Genomic DNA, 14,975 nt, shown 5'->3' on the forward strand with positions numbered 1-14,975 from the left:
TAGTGTTTTATACTGGTTTTGTGAGCGAGAGACCTTTATTGGAATAGTTCATCGGCCGAATCTTCGATGAATATATCGTTTGACTCATTGGTCCCTGTGGCAAATTCTTTTGGCTCAGTTCCGGAGACAAAATACTCGAATGAGCTAGTGTAATCCGTTTTTCTGGTTAATTTACCCGTGGCCAAATCTATTCTGACAGAAATGATGCCCTTGGGAGGAGTCGTTGGGATCTCGGGCGTGCCAGCGAGTGCATCCTTCATAAACTCATTCCAACCCGGTCCTGCGGTTTTTGCTCCTGCTTCGGCAGCCGAGATCTGATCTTTAGCCCCATTGGCATCCCAGCTGGTTCTGCCAAGTTCCTTGCTGTGATCATCAAAACCAACCCATACGGTTGTGGCAAGCTTAGGGTTGAAGCCACTGAACCAGGTATCCCTAGATTCGTTGGTAGTACCTGTTTTTCCCGCAATATCACGGCGTTTAACCACGCGTGAGGCTCGCCAAGCTGTACCATTCCAGCCAGTACCCTTGCTCCAGTTACCGCCGCCCCAAATTACACTCTTTAACGCTTCCGTGACCAAGAATGCGGTTTGCTCCGAGATGATCCTTTTTGCATAGCGAGCATCGGGACCACCGCAACTATCTGCATCTGTAACCTGTTCAGCCTGTTTAAATTCTTCAGCCATAGCGGCAAAGGGATCATCACTGATAGGCAGTGGCTCGGCATTAGGGGTACAGGCTAATGTCGGGCTAGATTGCTCAATCACAGTGCCGTAGGAGTCTTCAATGAGTTCGATAAAGTAAGGTTCGACCTTGTAGCCACCGTTAGCGAAGGTGGAGAAAGCGGTGACGACCTGCAGCGGTGTTACAGAGTTCGAACCTAGCGCGATAGATTCGTTTCTGGGGATATCGTCACGGGTGAAACCAAATTTGACTAAGGTATCGATAGCCTTATCCAGGCCAGCATAACGCATGGTCCTCACCGACATGACGTTGATGGATTGAGCGAGTCCTACACGTAATCGAGTCGGTCCCGTGTAGCGATCTGGGGAGTTCTTAGGACGCCATGCGGTACCTTGTCTGGTATCTGCATTATTGATGGGTGCATTGTTGATGAGCGTCGCTAGGGTATAACCTTTCTCAATTGCAGCGGTATAGATGAATGGCTTAATATTCGAGCCTAACTGCCGCTTGGCTTGGGTGACACGATTATATTGGCTGGTGTGAAAACTAAAACCACCTACTAACGCCTCTATCGCACCATTCTGTGGGTCGAGCGACACGATTGCACTGGATACGACTGGGATCTGGGATAGCTGCCAGAAATCACCATTATTGCGTAACCAGACCTGTTCGCCAACTTTTAGTACTTGACCTGCCGTTTTAGGCGCTCTTCCTTGTCGTTTGTTGCTAATGAATTTTCGTGCCCATTTCAAACCTTGCCAATCTATCTGGATTGTTTCCCCTGAAGAGGTGAGCAAGGATGCACTCTGCTCTTCGATACCCATTACGGCGGCGGGCACCAAGCCTTGGAAAGCCTGAGTCTGTTTGAGTCGCGTGAGTAAATGAGAGGTTTCGAGTGGAGTATCTGTCCATAAAACAGCGGTAGCACCACGATAGCCGTGTCTTTGATCGTAGGAATAAACGTTATTTCTAAGTGCATGTTGGGCGTCTAGCTGTAGCTTGGAGTCTATGCTGGTGTAAACATTATAACCTCCGGTATAGGCCTCCTCTTCACCAAATTTATCAACCAGATAATCTCTGGCCATCTCAGAAATATAGGGGGCATATAAGCTGATTTCTGCTCCATGGTATTTTGCCGTTATGGGAGCCTGAATAGCTTCAGTATATTGTGACTGAGTAATATTCTTTTTCTCCAACATACGGCTTAATACCCAATTGCGCCGATTGGTTGCCCTGCTAGGGTTTCGGATTGGATTTGCTGCCGATGGTGCTTGAGGAAGACCGGCAATCATGGCCATCTCTGGTAAGTTGAGCTCTTCGAGCTCTTTACCATAATAAACTTGTGCCGCAGCCCCTACGCCATATGCACGGTTTCCTAAGAAAGAACGGTTTAGATAAAGCTCTAATATCTGCTCTTTCGACAGTGCTTTTTCAATTTTTATCGCTAGAAAAATCTCTTTAACTTTGCGTATGTATGTCTTTTCTCGAGAGAGGAAGAATCCGCGTGCCACCTGTTGGGTGATCGTACTGGCTCCCTGGCTCTTTTTTCCTGTGGTGATCAATATGATAGCTGCGCGAGTTATACCGATAGGGTCTATGCCATGATGTTGGAAGAAACGGGCATCTTCTGTGTCTAAAACTGCATCGATAAGTAATGGTGGAACATCCTCAAAGGCAACGGGGATACGCCTTTTCTCACCAAATTGTGAGATCAGTTTTCCGTCACTGCTATAGATGCGCAAAGGAGTCTGTAGCTTAACTGTTTTCAGTGTATTTACGTCAGGTAGATCGGGTAATACATAGAAATATGCTGCAGCAATGGCGCCTATTCCTAATAGGATTAAACTAAAAATAGCGATGACAATACGTTTAAACCACTTCACCAGATAATTCCAATATTTATAGCAGGGACAACAGTATATAAGGGGATAGCCCAATGGTGAAGTTAAAAATAGTTGTCAAAAAAATGGCAATTGTAAAATCAAGAAACATTCTGTACAAATATCTATAACGAGTTGATTTTGTGCTAATCTAATTCCTGAACAATAACAAAAAAGTGACAATTGATTATGCTTTCGAAATTATGGAAGCGTCAGGCTCCGCAGATGGTTGGGATCGATGTTGGTTCCCACGAAATTAAGGCGATACTGCTGAGCAAGACGGCCGACGGGTATAAAATTGTAAGTCATGCAGCTGTACCTGTTAAAAAGGGTGCCGTTAATGATCATGAGATCAGAGATAATGATGCAATTACCGAGTCATTGAGGCAAGTAAAACGTAGCCTGCCTAAAAATGCTAAATTTGCTGCGGTAGCGGTATCTGGATCTGCAGTAATGACGAAAGTCATTTATATGGATGCGACCTTGAGTGAAGAGGAGATGGAAGCTCAAATTGATATCGAGGCAGATAACCTGATTCCATATTCTTTGGATGAAGTGAGTATCGATTTTGAGACCTTGAGTGTGAATAGCACGGACCCTACGAAAGTTGATGTCTTGTTAAGTGCGTGTCGTACGGAAAATATCGATGCTCGTGTCGATGCCCTAGATAATATCAATATAGAAACTAAAGTGGTCGACATCGAAGGTTATGCGTTAGGGCGATCATTTGAGCTTGTTGCAGCTCAACTGCCTGGTAAGGCCGAGAATAAGGTGGTTGCACTTGTCGATATAGGCGCCAATATCACGACCTTCGCGGTAGTTGAAAATGGCGAGACAAGTTTTATTCGGGAGCAAGCATTCGGTGGAGAACTATTTACTCAGTCGATACTCTCTTTTTATGGCATGTCTCATGAGCAAGCCGAAAAAGCCAAGATAGAGGGAGATCTTCCCCGAAATTACATGTTCGAAGTCTTATCCCCGTTCCAAACGCAATTATTGCAGCAGATAAAGCGGACATTACAGATTTACTGTACTTCAAGCGGGAAAGATAAAGTTGATCACATAGTGTTATGTGGCGGTACTTCTAAACTTGAGGGGATGGCCAACCTGTTAACCAATGAATTGGGTGTTCATACCATCATAGCGGATCCGTTTCAGGGGTGTTTGCATGCCGAGGATGATGTGAAAAATAGATTACAGCCCCATATCAGTAAATACATGGTGGCTTGTGGGTTAGCACTGAGGAGCTATTCTCAATGGCGAACATAAACTTACTACCTTGGCGTGAAGAAGCGCGAGAGAAGCAGAAAAAAGATTATATTGGCATTTTAGCTTTGGTTTTTTTGGTGTCTTCTCTAGTGGTTTATCTGGCACTGGGTTTCGTCGACATGATGACAGATAACCAAAAATCCAGGAATGCTTACTTACAATCTGAGATTAGCTTGCTAGAGAAACAAATCGCCGAAATTAAAGAGATTAAAACCCGAAAGAAAGATATTGAGCGGCGCACCGAGATTATTTTGAACTTGCAACAATCAAGAAATTTGCCGACCCATGTTCTGGATGAGTTAGTCAGGATTATTCCGCCGGGGATCTATCTTTCCAGTATCGAGAAGAAGGGAAGCTTGTTGTGGATTGAGGGGCGCAGTGAATCGAATAACAATGTCGCCAATATGATGAGAAAAGTAAAAACTTCAATGTGGCTACACAATCCAAATATGCAGTCTATTGTGGCTCAAAATATAGAACTGAGGCAGTTACAACGCTTTAGCCTGAAAGTGACTATCAAAGAAAGTGATCAAGCTGAAGCGGTACAAGGAGCGAGTAAATGAACCTCGATCTGGAGCAGTTTAATGATATTGACTTTGAGAATATAGGTGGCTGGCCGTCACTGGTTAAACTTGTATTCGCAGCCTTACTTGCCGTCTGTATTTTTGTTGCGAGCTATTTTCTGTTTATCTCGGATGCGATCGATCAACTCGATACAGAGCAGAGAGCTGAAACGACCTTAAAAAATGACTTCAAATCTAAGTACCAGCTGGCAGCAAACTTGAAACTCTATCGAGAACAGCTTGCCAAAATGGAAGTGCAATTTGCAGAACTTCTTAAAATGTTACCTTCTCAGAATGAGATGCCTGGATTGGTCGATGATATTACCTTTGTGGCAACAGACTCAGGTTTGAGGATCGACAGCCTAGATTGGCGTGAAGAGATACAAAGAGACTTCTATATTGAGTTTCCTATCAGCATGTCGGTAAGTGGCGAGTATCATGAGTTAGGTCAGTTTGTCAGTGGTGTGGCTAAATTGCCGCGTATTGTGAGTTTACATGACTTTGTTATCAAGAAAACAGACGACGGCACCTTAGGCATGGAGATACTCGCCAAAACATACCGCTTCAAGGAGGGGGCTGATTTGCCACCAGAAGATAAGAAGGGGGCTAAATAGATGATGAGACTCCTTTCTTTAAGTATTTTAATACTTTTTTTATCTGGTTGTGTTGGCGATCGCAGTGATCTTGAACTATTCGTCACTTCGACTAAGGCACAGCATGTTGCTCATATCCCACAACTGAAAGAGACGCCTAAGTTTGAACATTTTGTGTATCACGCCAATCTGATGCGTAGCCCATTTGTTCCTCCTTCGCGTGAGTTGACGGAAGAGCTGATAGATACGACTAAAGATTGTCTTCAACCGGATCTTAAGAGGCGAAAGGGGCGACTGGAAACCTATGCGCTGGACAACTTAAAGATGCGTGGAACCTTGAGTGAAACAGACATCATTTGGGCCTTAGTTGAGACCAATGATGGTAGTGTTTACCGCTTAGGTATTGGTGAGTTTTTAGGACTCTATAATGGTCGTATTGCTAAAGTTACTCAGCAAATGGTCGAAATAATTGAATTAATACCAGACGGTTCTGGTTGCTGGACTGAAAGGTTAAGCAACATGGAACTTACTGGCGAATAACAGCGAAGGATGAGGGAATAATGGAATCTTCTGCCGCGATAAAAAACGTTTTTAATAAATCTTCTCTTTTTAGAGTTTTTGGCGCTTTTGTGCTGATTGTGAGTGCCTCATACGCTGCGGCCGAAAACCGCCTGGTGGATGTTAAATTCCACTCAGTTGTCGATCATCAACTGGAGCTGCAATTAATCTTCGAACATGAAGTGATGGCACCTGAAATCGATCTCAATGCATCACCCGCTGAAATTATCTTAGGTTTTAGCGGCAGTATCTCTGGGTTAGAGAAACAGACAATGCCAGTAAATACTGTCGGAGTTGAGAATATCAATGTACGTCAAGTCGATGGCATGATGCGGGTGATAGTTACGCTGAATAAGGTCAAAGCCTATAAAGGCAAGCTTAAGGGCAATACCTATAATCTAACGATAAATGATGAGGTTGCCGATCGTAATGCCACGGCAGAAAATCCATTTATTAACGGGATTACAAATATCGACTTCAGACGAACTTCTGAAGGCGGCGGAGAATTATTAGTTAAGTTAAATAATAGTTCGGTGGCGGCTAACGTGAAGCAGGTTGGTTCTAAGCTAGAGCTGCAGCTTTATAATACCGATATTGGTTCAGATCTCTTGTATGTGATGGATGTACAAGATTTTGCAACTCCAGTGCGTAGCTTTGAAACTTTTAAAGAAGAATTAACGACGCGAATACTCATAGATATCTCAGGCCAATATGAATATAACTACAAACAAGAAGGCAGTCTGTTTCGCCTCAGCGTTAAGAAGGCTGATAAGCTGGCGGTAGTTAAAGAGGAGAAAAAATATGATGGACGCTCACTGTCTCTAAATTTTCAAAGTATCTCGGTGAGAACCGTGCTACAGATTATCGCGGATTATAACGACTTTAATTTAGTCACCAGTGATACCGTCGAAGGTGATATTACCCTGCGTCTGGATGATGTTCCCTGGGATCAGGCTCTGGACCTTATTTTGCAGACTAAAGGACTGGATAAGCGCATCGAAGGTAATATTCTTATGATAGCGCCAAGTGAAGAGTTGGCAATTCGAGAGAGTCAGCAGCTAAAGAATCAGCTTGAAGTAAAAGAATTAGCGCCATTATATTCTGAATACTTGCAGATAAATTATGCTAAAGCATCTGATATCGCTGAATTGTTGAAGAGTGAGGATTCGAGCCTGCTGACTTCACGGGGAAGTGCTGCCGTCGATGAACGTACCAATACTCTTTTAGTTAGAGACACCGAAGAGACGTTAGAGAATGTACACAGGTTAATCGAGGTACTGGATATACCTATTCGTCAGGTTCTCATCGAGGCTAGAATGGTGACGGTGAAAGATGATGTTTCGGAAGAGCTTGGTATTCAGTGGGGCATCACAGATCAACAAGGTGACAGAGGTACTTCGGGAAGTCTGGAGGGGGCCCAGAGTATAGCAAATGGCATCATCCCCGCTCTCGCTGACCGGCTAAACGTAGCATTACCCGCCGGAGCGGGGTCTGCAAGTATCGCGTTTCATGTCGCCAAGCTTGCCGATGGCACCATACTCGATATGGAGTTGAGCGCCTTGGAGAAGGAAGATAAGGGAGAGATCATCGCGAGTCCACGCATCATGACCTCTAATCAAAAAGCAGCTTATATCGAGCAGGGTGTTGAGATTCCCTATTTAGAGGCCAGTTCCAGCGGTGCTGCAACGATTAGCTTTAAAAAAGCAGTGTTGTCACTGCGGGTGACACCACAAATCACTCCTGATAATAGGGTTATATTGGATTTAGAGATCACTCAAGATTCTCAAGGCAAGGTGGTTTCTACCCCTCTGGGTGAAGCTGTTTCTATCGATACCCAGAGAATCGGTACTCAGGTACTGGTGAACCATGGTGAAACCATAGTCTTAGGTGGTATTTATCAACAAAACTTGATCAGCCGTGTGAGTAAAGTACCGATACTGGGTGATATTCCCTTCCTTGGTTTTCTTTTCAGGAGCACTACAGACAAGAATGAAAGGCAAGAGCTCTTAATTTTTGTTACGCCAAAAATTATCTCTGAAGACCTATAATATTAAATTATAACAAGTGGTTAGTCAGTACTTTGGTGCTGGCTATTTTGTTGGGTTAAGACTAATTTTACAATATGTGCGTACATGACTTGCCTTATGTGGTGTTTAACTGAGATAATCTGCGGTCAAGTCTCATTAGAGCAAGGTAACATTTTAGGTCGATTTTATTTTTCGAATCGACATCGGCAAACTTCATATAAGATTCAGACGTAATAGCAATGGCTGAGAAACGTAATATTTTTCTAGTAGGCCCTATGGGGGCTGGTAAAAGCACAATAGGCCGTCATCTAGCACAGATGCTGCACTTAGAGTTCCACGATTCAGATCACGAAATTGAGAAGCGTACTGGTGCTGATATCGCGTGGGTTTTTGATGTCGAAGGTGAAGAAGGTTTTCGCGTTCGTGAAACACAGGTCGTCGCTGACTTAACTGAGAAACAGGGTATTGTTTTAGCGACTGGCGGTGGTTCTATTCAGAGTAAAGAGATACGTAATAACCTCTCTGCTCGTGGAATCGTTGTCTATCTAGAGACCACAATTGATAAGCAAGTTGCTCGCACACAGCGAGATAAGCGTCGTCCACTGTTACAGGTTGACGATCCAAGAGAAGTCCTTGAAAATCTGGCTGTTACTCGTAATCCTTTGTATGAAGAGATTGCAGATGTCATCGTTAAAACCGATGAACAGAGTGCGAAGGTTGTGGCAAACCAAATCATCGAACAGTTAGGTTTCTAGGCGGAAAAATGAAGCAGATTCAGGTTGAACTAGGTGTAAGAAGTTACTCTATCGTTATTGGCCAGAATTTGCTGACTGGTGGCGAGCATCTTGCCCGTTACCTCCAAGATAGAAAGATTCTAATTGTTACGAATGACACTGTAGCGCCTCTTTATTTAGAGTCGCTACAGTCTCTCTTATCTGATTTTGACTGTGTTGAACCTGTCATCTTACCCGATGGCGAGCAATACAAGACATTAATTCAGATGGATGATATTTTTACCTCTTTATTGCAGCAAAACCTAGGCAGAGACACAGTTCTTGTTGCCTTAGGTGGTGGTGTGATCGGTGATATGACCGGCTTTGCCGCCGCGAGCTATCAAAGAGGCATAGATTTTATTCAAGTACCCACCACACTTCTCGCCCAGGTTGATTCATCTGTTGGCGGTAAGACGGCGGTGAATCATATTTTAGGTAAGAATATGATAGGTGCTTTCCATCAGCCTAAACTCGTGTTGATCGATACCAACTGCTTAGACACACTACCCCCCGAGAATTTGCTGCTGGTATGGCTGAGGTCATCAAGTATGGGATTATCTGGGATGGTGAGTTTTTTCAATGGCTAGAGAATAATGTTTCTCAGTTAAAGTCATTGGATAAAGAGTCACTAGAGTATGCCATAGGTCGATGCTGTGACATAAAAGCTGATGTGGTTGCCCAAGATGAAACTGAGAGAGGAGTGCGTGCACTGCTTAATTTGGGTCATACCTTTGGTCATGCCATCGAAGCTGAGATGGGTTACGGTGTCTGGTTACACGGTGAAGCAGTCTCTGCTGGCACAGTACTTGCTGCTAATACTGCAAGTCGGATGGGATTGATCGATGAGTCAATTGTTTGTCGAATCATTAAATTGTTCCAGGCTTTTGATCTACCTGTGGCCCCTCCGGAGTCGATGGATTTTGAACAATTCATCAAGCATATGCGGCGTGATAAGAAGGTACTTAAAGGTCAACTGAGGCTCATTCTTCCTGAAGCTATCGGTAAGTCAGGAATATACAGCGACGTGACCGATGAGATACTGGAACAGGTTCTTCGCCGCCCTTAGATTTTAGGTGTGTGAGTGATTTTAAACGACTCGATTTTACTACCTAGCCAAGAGACCTTAGTACAGAGGTTGCAACATGTTAGCCTCTATGGTCAACAGCTGATTGTTGTGACTGGCGGGCGAGGTTCAGGTAAGACAAGATTAATTACCTCGCTGGTTAATGAGCTGGAAGAGTTTAGCTCCGCGTTGGTAACTTGCCCCAAACACTGTGATAGCAGTGAAATTCGTCGAAAAATTTTAATTCAATTATTTTCAGAGCCAGTCTTTGATGATGAAATTTCTCTGTCTGAAACGATCCTCAGACTCGTATCATCTATGCCACAGGCGTCTTTTATTGTCTTGGACGATGCTCATTACCTTCCGATGGAACTCGTTGCTGAATGCATCGTGTTGAGCCAACTAAGGCTACCAGGGAAAACCATCTCCTTGACGTTAACCTGTGAGCTGGATTTTTTCGATGAGTTGGAGAGTCAGCTACCTGAAACCCTGAAAGAATCATTGCTGTCGATAAATATCGATCCACTCCTGATACAGGAGCGTGAAGCTCTGTACTACACTTTGCTGAGTCGTAGCGAACAAGATCCTTTTACTCCGCGAGAAATAGTCAGAAATCAGCTGGAGAAACAGACAGGGACGCCTCAAGAGGTAGTGAATTTATTAGAACTTTCTCTCAATGGGCTTACGGAGAAGGTGGTTGCAAACAAATGGTCTAAGCCTGTGATAGCAGGAGTATCAATACTCTTTTCCTTGTTACTCGCGAGTTATTATCTGTTTTCCCCTTCCGAGGTAAATGGCACATCGAGCGTCGCTCTAACAGTCATTGAACCTGATAGTGCGTCTTCCCCTTTGTCTCTATACGGGGAGCGGGTCTTAGCGGGTTATTTTGTTCTACATCACAGGCTAGCAGAGGGAAGAGAAGATTCTCAGGTTCCTGAGCCTGAGGAGCTAACCGAGCTTATTACTGGATCACTGGAGGGGATAGCCATGAGGCTCAAGTTAAAAGCTCAGAAGAACAATCGCAATCAGCGGCCGATATTCAAGCAACTGGTGGCGGTGGCCCAGAAAGCTTCAAGATGGAAACCTTTAAAGGGTTAGAGGAGTTTGAGGCAATAGAGCTTGAGAAAGAGGAAGATAATTTCCCCATCGAAGAGGTCCATGAAAAGCGTACTCTTACCGGCTATACACTTCAACTTGCAAGTGTTAGAAAGATTAAATCCCTCAACAATATTTTAGCCGAGATAGAAGGAGAGCAGGATATTCAGCTTGCACGTCATGGAGAACGCTGGATAATACTCCTTGGTCACTTTCAAACTTTCGCTGCTGCGAATGAAAAATCCCGGGCGTTAATGCAAAAGTATCGTTTGAACTCTCTCTGGACCCGAGAATGGAAAAATTTAGTCGAATATCAGCTAGAAGAAGGGCTTGATGCTAATGATATTCCCCACTAAACAGAGTACAATCGTCACCTTCTTTTTTCTTAGCAATCAATCAATTTAGATGAGTAAAAAACAGAGAGCCTTTCTCAAATGGGCTGGTGGAAAATTTAAACTGATTGAAGCACTCTCAAAGCATCTTCCCGAGGGAGATCGTCTGGTAGAGCCTTTCGTAGGTGCAGGATCGGTATTTCTTAATACTGATTATACTACTTATCTACTATGTGATATTAATCAAGATCTTATTAATCTTTATAAGATAGTTCAGACCGAACCTGATAAATATATAGCCGCAGCTAAGGCCATGTTTGTACCTGAGATGAATGATAAAGAAGCTTATTACAAGGTGAGGACTGAGTTTAATCTCACCAAAGATCCTTTCATTCGCTCAGTTTACTTCCTCTATATGAACCGTCACGGTTTCAATGGCTTGTGTCGCTATAATCGAAAGGGCGGTTTCAATGTACCTTTCGGTTCCTATAAGAAGCCATACTTTCCCGAGAAAGAGCTGCGGGCTTTTTCAGAGAAAGCACAAGCTGCCGAGTTTAAGTGCGTAGGTTATGAGGAAGCATTCGAACTCACGGTTCAAGGAGACGTGGTGTACTGCGATCCCCCATATGCGCCATTGCCGTCTAAAGCGAGTTTTACTACCTATGTCGGTGCAGGTTTTTCCCTGGATGATCAGGCCTTGTTAGCCAGAAAGTCGAGACATACTGCTATTGACCGAGGTATTCCCGTATTGATCAGCAATCATGATACACCTCTAACCAGAGAGCTATATCATGGAGCGAGTTTAGATACGATTAAGGTACAGAGAAACATCAGCCAGAAAGGCAGTGCCAGAAAGAAAGTTGATGAGTTGATGGCCTTGTATGACCAACGCTACCACGGCGAGAATGACTAGCTTGGGCTATATACTTTGTGCTGAAGCTGGTTGTGAAGTACTAGCTCAGTACTAGCTTAACAATGAAGATAAGTGATAGTACCAGCCCAATCGCTAAGATAATTCCCATAATAATGAAAGGCAAAGGGGAGCTGCTTTGAAAGTCTCTTTGTCTGTTCTGCTCACTCTGAACACCCAGAAAAGCCGCTAAGGTACTCATAAAAAGTCGAAAGAGATTCGTTAGCACGACCGAGTAGTCTAGAAGCTATGTTGTGTATTGTTTGTCGGGGGACATCGTCGAGTGGGCTCTCACTATGACCGTACAGCAGTTCCAATAGATCGACAAAATGTAGCTGGTTAGAACGACTCTTGCCCGCAAACCAAGTGGTCCAGCTCAGATCTTCTGTCTGACGTGCACAGCGGTTATTAGGATGGCTGGCTGGTAAAGAGGAGTTATAGCTGGAAGTGGAGCTGCTGCAGACGCAAGCTGAGGCCGACTCGGAAGCCGATAGGCTCTGGACACTCATCGCTGTGATTGCAATCGCACATGCAGTAACGGCAAGAACACTAGCAGATTTTATACTCGCTGTGAGCTTCTTTCCCTTTTCCATCATATTTCCCTTTATTCAACAGCCCTCGCAGGTCGCGTAATTATAACAAAGTAGATTGTATTTTGAACATATTTTTAAGCTGATTCATAATATCATATAAAGGTATGACTTTTTTGTACATGATCTTGTTTAATTTGACATCGGCTCTAGAGGCTTATGTCCGTAGAAGGTAGAATAGCGTACTTCTTAGACACTGTATGAGTTTGCTATGCGCCCTTTTCTTATCGCTCCCTCTATTTTATCTGCCGATTTTGCCCGTTTAGGCGAAGATGTAGATGCTGTTCTCAATGCCGGTGCCGATGTTGTTCATTTTGATGTTATGGATAATCATTATGTTCCTAACCTGACAATTGGTCCTATGGTATGTAAGGCATTGCGCGATTATGGTGTCACCGCCGATATTGACGTGCATCTGATGGTTAAGCCTGTGGATCGTATGATTGGCGATTTTGCCAGAGCAGGAGCATCGATCATCACATTCCATCCAGAAGCGACAGAGCATTTAGACAGAAGTCTGCAGTTGATCAAAGAGTCAGGCTGTAAGGCTGGTCTGGTATTCAATCCAGGTACACCATTACATTATCTGGATCATGTGATGGATAAACTCGATGTCATCCTATTGATGTCGGTTAATCCGGGTTTCGGTGGGCAATCTTTTATCCCCTCAACTTTAGATAAATTACGCCAAGTGAAGAAGCTGATCGATGCTAGCGGCTTCGATATTCGTCTTCAAGTCGATGGTGGCGTCAAGGTAGATAATATTGGCGAAATTGCCGCAGCGGGCGCAGACATGTTCGTCGCTGGATCTGCTATTTTCAATAAGCCGGATTATAAAGCCGTTATCGATGAGATGCGCAGTGAACTCGCTAAACTTGAGTCTTAATTTATGACATGTTGGAAAAACCTTAAGGCGATCGCATTCGATCTCGATGGTACACTCATCGACAGTGTTCCGGATCTTGCCGCCGCCACTCAGGCGACTCTGTCTGAGCTCGACTTACCAGCTTGTACTGAAGACCAAGTGCGCGGCTGGGTGGGGAATGGTGCTCAGATGTTAATGAGCCGGGCGCTAACTCATGCTCTGGAGCGAGAAGTCCTGCTGGATGAGTTAGAAAATTCCATGCCCAAGTTTATGCATCATTATCAAGATAATTTGCAACAGCATAGCCAGCTCTACCCCTATGTGAAAGAGATCTTAGCGCAATTAACGGCTCTTGGTTTTCCTCTGGCGATTGTCACCAATAAGCCCCATAGGTTTACCCTGCCACTGCTGGAAGCGTTCGACATCAGTCAACACTTCTCTCATGTTCTAGGTGGTGACTCTCTGGAAAGAATGAAGCCGGATCCCATGCCATTAACTCACCTTTTATCTCATTGGCAGCTCGAGCCCGATGAGCTCTTGATGGTTGGGGATTCAAAAAATGACATTTTAGCCGCAAAAGCCGCTGGTATTGCCTCGATAGGCTTGACCTATGGGTACAATTACGGTGAAGATATTGGGCTAAGTGACCCAGATGCGGTCTGTGAACAATTTAGTGAAATCATGGCGCTGGTAAACGGTAGCCTCAAAGTAACGGAGCAAGAAAACCTATGACTAACCCCGCAAAGCCCATAGTACTCAGCGGCGCACAGCCGTCTGGAGAGCTAACCATAGGTAACTACATGGGTGCATTGAAACAGTGGGTTGCTCTGCAAGACAGTCATGACTGTCTCTACTGCGTTGTCGATCTGCATGCCATCACAGTGAGACAAGATCCTAAAGCGCTCAGGGAAGCCTGCTTGGACACCTTGGCCTTATATCTTGCCTGTGGCGTCGATCCTAAGAAGAGTACGGTATTCATCCAGTCTCAGGTTCCCCAGCACACTCAATTAGGTTGGGCGCTGAATTGCTATACCCAGATGGGCGAGCTGAACCGCATGACTCAGTTTAAAGATAAGTCGCAGAAGCATGCTAGCAATATCAATGTGGGTCTGTTTGCCTATCCGGTACTGATGGCCGCCGATATTCTTCTGTATCAAGCCAATGAGATCCCTGTCGGTCAAGATCAGAAGCAACACCTAGAACTGACACGTGATATCGCGACTCGTTTCAATAATGCCTACGGTGAGACTTTTACCATTCCTGAGCCATTCATTCCTGAGCTTGGTGCTAAGGTTATGTCGCTGCAAGATCCGCTTAAGAAGATGTCTAAGTCTGACGATAACCGTAATAACGTTATTGGCCTACTGGAAGATCCTAAGAAGATCATGAAGAAGATTAAGAAGGCGATGACAGATAGCGATGAGCCACCTGTGGTTCGTTTCGATATCGAGAACAAGCCAGGTGTATCTAACTTACTCAGTTTGATGTCAGGTGTTACGGGTAAGAGTATTGCCGGTCTCGAAGCCGAATTTGAAGGCAAGATGTACGGCCATCTAAAAACTGCAACGGGCGAAGCGGTAGTGGAGATGTTAGAGCCACTTCAGGTGCGTTATCGTGAATTTAGAGAAGACACTACATTCTTGCATCAAGTGATGCGTGAAGGGGCTGAGAAGGCACAGGCTCGCGCCGAAGTTACCGTGAAGAAGGTTTACGAGAAAATAGGCCTTATTGTTTAGTCAGCCTATTTTCAGAGAAGTTAAGCTTGTCTAGCCTGAC

At 44.4% G+C, this 14,975-nt stretch carries 15 protein-coding genes and 1 pseudogene; 13 read left to right on the forward strand and 3 right to left on the reverse strand.

Annotated features, from left to right (window positions below; genetic code table 11):
• Window positions 1-35: 35 nt before the first annotated feature.
• A complete protein-coding gene (locus FM037_RS01550) occupies window positions 36-2,564 on the reverse strand; it encodes a penicillin-binding protein 1A (RefSeq protein WP_144044544.1) in 2,529 nt (842 codons plus the stop codon).
• Between the two features lie 186 nt (window positions 2,565-2,750).
• On the opposite strand from FM037_RS01550, the gene FM037_RS01555 reads away from it, so the two are divergent.
• The 10 genes and pseudogenes from FM037_RS01555 to FM037_RS01595 all read left to right on the forward strand — a co-directional run bounded on the left by FM037_RS01555 (window position 2,751) and on the right by FM037_RS01595 (window position 11,747).
• On the forward strand, window positions 2,751-3,830 hold the full coding sequence (locus tag FM037_RS01555; RefSeq protein WP_144044545.1) for a pilus assembly protein PilM: 1,080 nt from the start codon (window positions 2,751-2,753) through the stop codon (window positions 3,828-3,830).
• Window positions 3,818-4,393 (forward strand): PilN domain-containing protein, encoded by a 576-nt coding sequence (locus tag FM037_RS01560; RefSeq protein ID WP_144044546.1) that lies wholly within the window; start codon window positions 3,818-3,820, stop codon window positions 4,391-4,393. Before FM037_RS01555 ends, FM037_RS01560 begins: the two co-directional genes overlap by 13 nt.
• Window positions 4,390-5,007 carry a type IV pilus inner membrane component PilO gene (locus FM037_RS01565; protein WP_144044547.1) on the forward strand — a complete coding sequence of 206 codons (618 nt, stop codon included), beginning with the start codon at window positions 4,390-4,392 and terminating at the stop codon, window positions 5,005-5,007. The genes FM037_RS01560 and FM037_RS01565 overlap by 4 nt, the downstream gene beginning before the upstream one ends.
• Window positions 5,008-5,526, forward strand: coding sequence for a pilus assembly protein PilP (locus FM037_RS01570; RefSeq protein ID WP_144044548.1), 519 nt, complete (start codon window positions 5,008-5,010; stop codon window positions 5,524-5,526).
• Between the two features lie 20 nt (window positions 5,527-5,546).
• A complete protein-coding gene (locus FM037_RS01575) occupies window positions 5,547-7,592 on the forward strand; it encodes a type IV pilus secretin PilQ (RefSeq protein ID WP_144044549.1) in 2,046 nt (681 codons plus the stop codon).
• Between the two features lie 218 nt (window positions 7,593-7,810).
• Window positions 7,811-8,326, forward strand: coding sequence for a shikimate kinase AroK (aroK, locus tag FM037_RS01580; RefSeq protein ID WP_144044550.1), 516 nt, complete (start codon window positions 7,811-7,813; stop codon window positions 8,324-8,326).
• An 8-nt stretch (window positions 8,327-8,334) separates the two neighbouring features.
• Window positions 8,335-9,410: pseudogene (aroB, locus tag FM037_RS01585) on the forward strand (3-dehydroquinate synthase).
• A 15-nt stretch (window positions 9,411-9,425) separates the two neighbouring features.
• On the forward strand, window positions 9,426-10,505 hold the full coding sequence (locus FM037_RS01590; RefSeq protein ID WP_229381045.1) for an ATP-binding protein: 1,080 nt from the start codon (window positions 9,426-9,428) through the stop codon (window positions 10,503-10,505).
• The gene (locus FM037_RS28955) at window positions 10,484-10,858 is read left to right on the forward strand and encodes an SPOR domain-containing protein (RefSeq protein ID WP_229381046.1); all 375 of its coding nucleotides are present in this window, start codon (window positions 10,484-10,486) and stop codon (window positions 10,856-10,858) included. Before FM037_RS01590 ends, FM037_RS28955 begins: the two co-directional genes overlap by 22 nt.
• A 49-nt stretch (window positions 10,859-10,907) precedes the next feature.
• Window positions 10,908-11,747, forward strand: coding sequence for a Dam family site-specific DNA-(adenine-N6)-methyltransferase (locus FM037_RS01595; protein WP_144044551.1), 840 nt, complete (start codon window positions 10,908-10,910; stop codon window positions 11,745-11,747).
• Window positions 11,748-11,787: 40 nt separating this feature from the next.
• Here the strand turns inward: FM037_RS01595 and FM037_RS01600 are convergent, their stop codons facing one another.
• Together FM037_RS01600 and FM037_RS01605 are read right to left on the reverse strand one after the other, a co-directional pair.
• The gene (locus tag FM037_RS01600; protein WP_144044552.1) at window positions 11,788-11,946 is read right to left on the reverse strand and encodes a DUF2970 domain-containing protein; all 159 of its coding nucleotides are present in this window, start codon (window positions 11,944-11,946) and stop codon (window positions 11,788-11,790) included.
• Window positions 11,909-12,340 carry a hypothetical protein gene (locus FM037_RS01605; RefSeq protein ID WP_407695623.1) on the reverse strand — a complete coding sequence of 144 codons (432 nt, stop codon included), beginning with the start codon at window positions 12,338-12,340 and terminating at the stop codon, window positions 11,909-11,911. Before FM037_RS01605 ends, FM037_RS01600 begins: the two co-directional genes overlap by 38 nt.
• A gap of 205 nt (window positions 12,341-12,545) precedes the next feature.
• On the opposite strand from FM037_RS01605, the gene rpe reads away from it, so the two are divergent.
• From rpe to trpS, 3 genes are read left to right on the forward strand one after another with little or no spacing between them, the layout of a single operon-like run.
• A complete protein-coding gene (gene rpe / locus FM037_RS01610; protein WP_144044553.1) occupies window positions 12,546-13,220 on the forward strand; it encodes a ribulose-phosphate 3-epimerase in 675 nt (224 codons plus the stop codon).
• Between the two features lie 3 nt (window positions 13,221-13,223).
• Window positions 13,224-13,931 (forward strand): phosphoglycolate phosphatase, encoded by a 708-nt coding sequence (locus tag FM037_RS01615; RefSeq protein WP_144044554.1) that lies wholly within the window; start codon window positions 13,224-13,226, stop codon window positions 13,929-13,931.
• Entirely contained in the window at window positions 13,928-14,935 is a 1,008-nt protein-coding gene (gene trpS / locus FM037_RS01620; protein ID WP_144044555.1) for a tryptophan--tRNA ligase, read from the forward strand. Before FM037_RS01615 ends, trpS begins: the two co-directional genes overlap by 4 nt.
• Window positions 14,936-14,975 lie beyond the last annotated feature (40 nt).

Origin of the sequence: Shewanella psychropiezotolerans (genome assembly GCF_007197555.1) — a bacterium.
Classification (GTDB): Bacteria; Pseudomonadota; Gammaproteobacteria; order Enterobacterales; family Shewanellaceae; genus Shewanella; species Shewanella psychropiezotolerans.

Coding starts and splice junctions, on each gene's coding strand:
- FM037_RS01555 (WP_144044545.1), top strand. CDS start 2,751: ATGCTTTCGAAATTATGGAAGCGTCAGGCTCCGCAGATGGTTGGGATC.
- FM037_RS01560 (WP_144044546.1), top strand. CDS start 3,818: ATGGCGAACATAAACTTACTACCTTGGCGTGAAGAAGCGCGAGAGAAG.
- FM037_RS01565 (WP_144044547.1), top strand. CDS start 4,390: ATGAACCTCGATCTGGAGCAGTTTAATGATATTGACTTTGAGAATATA.
- FM037_RS01570 (WP_144044548.1), top strand. CDS start 5,008: ATGATGAGACTCCTTTCTTTAAGTATTTTAATACTTTTTTTATCTGGT.
- FM037_RS01575 (WP_144044549.1), top strand. CDS start 5,547: ATGGAATCTTCTGCCGCGATAAAAAACGTTTTTAATAAATCTTCTCTT.
- aroK (WP_144044550.1), top strand. CDS start 7,811: ATGGCTGAGAAACGTAATATTTTTCTAGTAGGCCCTATGGGGGCTGGT.
- FM037_RS28955 (WP_229381046.1), top strand. CDS start 10,484: ATGGAAACCTTTAAAGGGTTAGAGGAGTTTGAGGCAATAGAGCTTGAG.
- FM037_RS01595 (WP_144044551.1), top strand. CDS start 10,908: ATGAGTAAAAAACAGAGAGCCTTTCTCAAATGGGCTGGTGGAAAATTT.
- FM037_RS01600 (WP_144044552.1), bottom strand. CDS start 11,946: ATGAGTACCTTAGCGGCTTTTCTGGGTGTTCAGAGTGAGCAGAACAGA.
- FM037_RS01605 (WP_407695623.1), bottom strand. CDS start 12,340: ATGATGGAAAAGGGAAAGAAGCTCACAGCGAGTATAAAATCTGCTAGT.
- rpe (WP_144044553.1), top strand. CDS start 12,546: ATGCGCCCTTTTCTTATCGCTCCCTCTATTTTATCTGCCGATTTTGCC.
- FM037_RS01615 (WP_144044554.1), top strand. CDS start 13,224: ATGACATGTTGGAAAAACCTTAAGGCGATCGCATTCGATCTCGATGGT.
- trpS (WP_144044555.1), top strand. CDS start 13,928: ATGACTAACCCCGCAAAGCCCATAGTACTCAGCGGCGCACAGCCGTCT.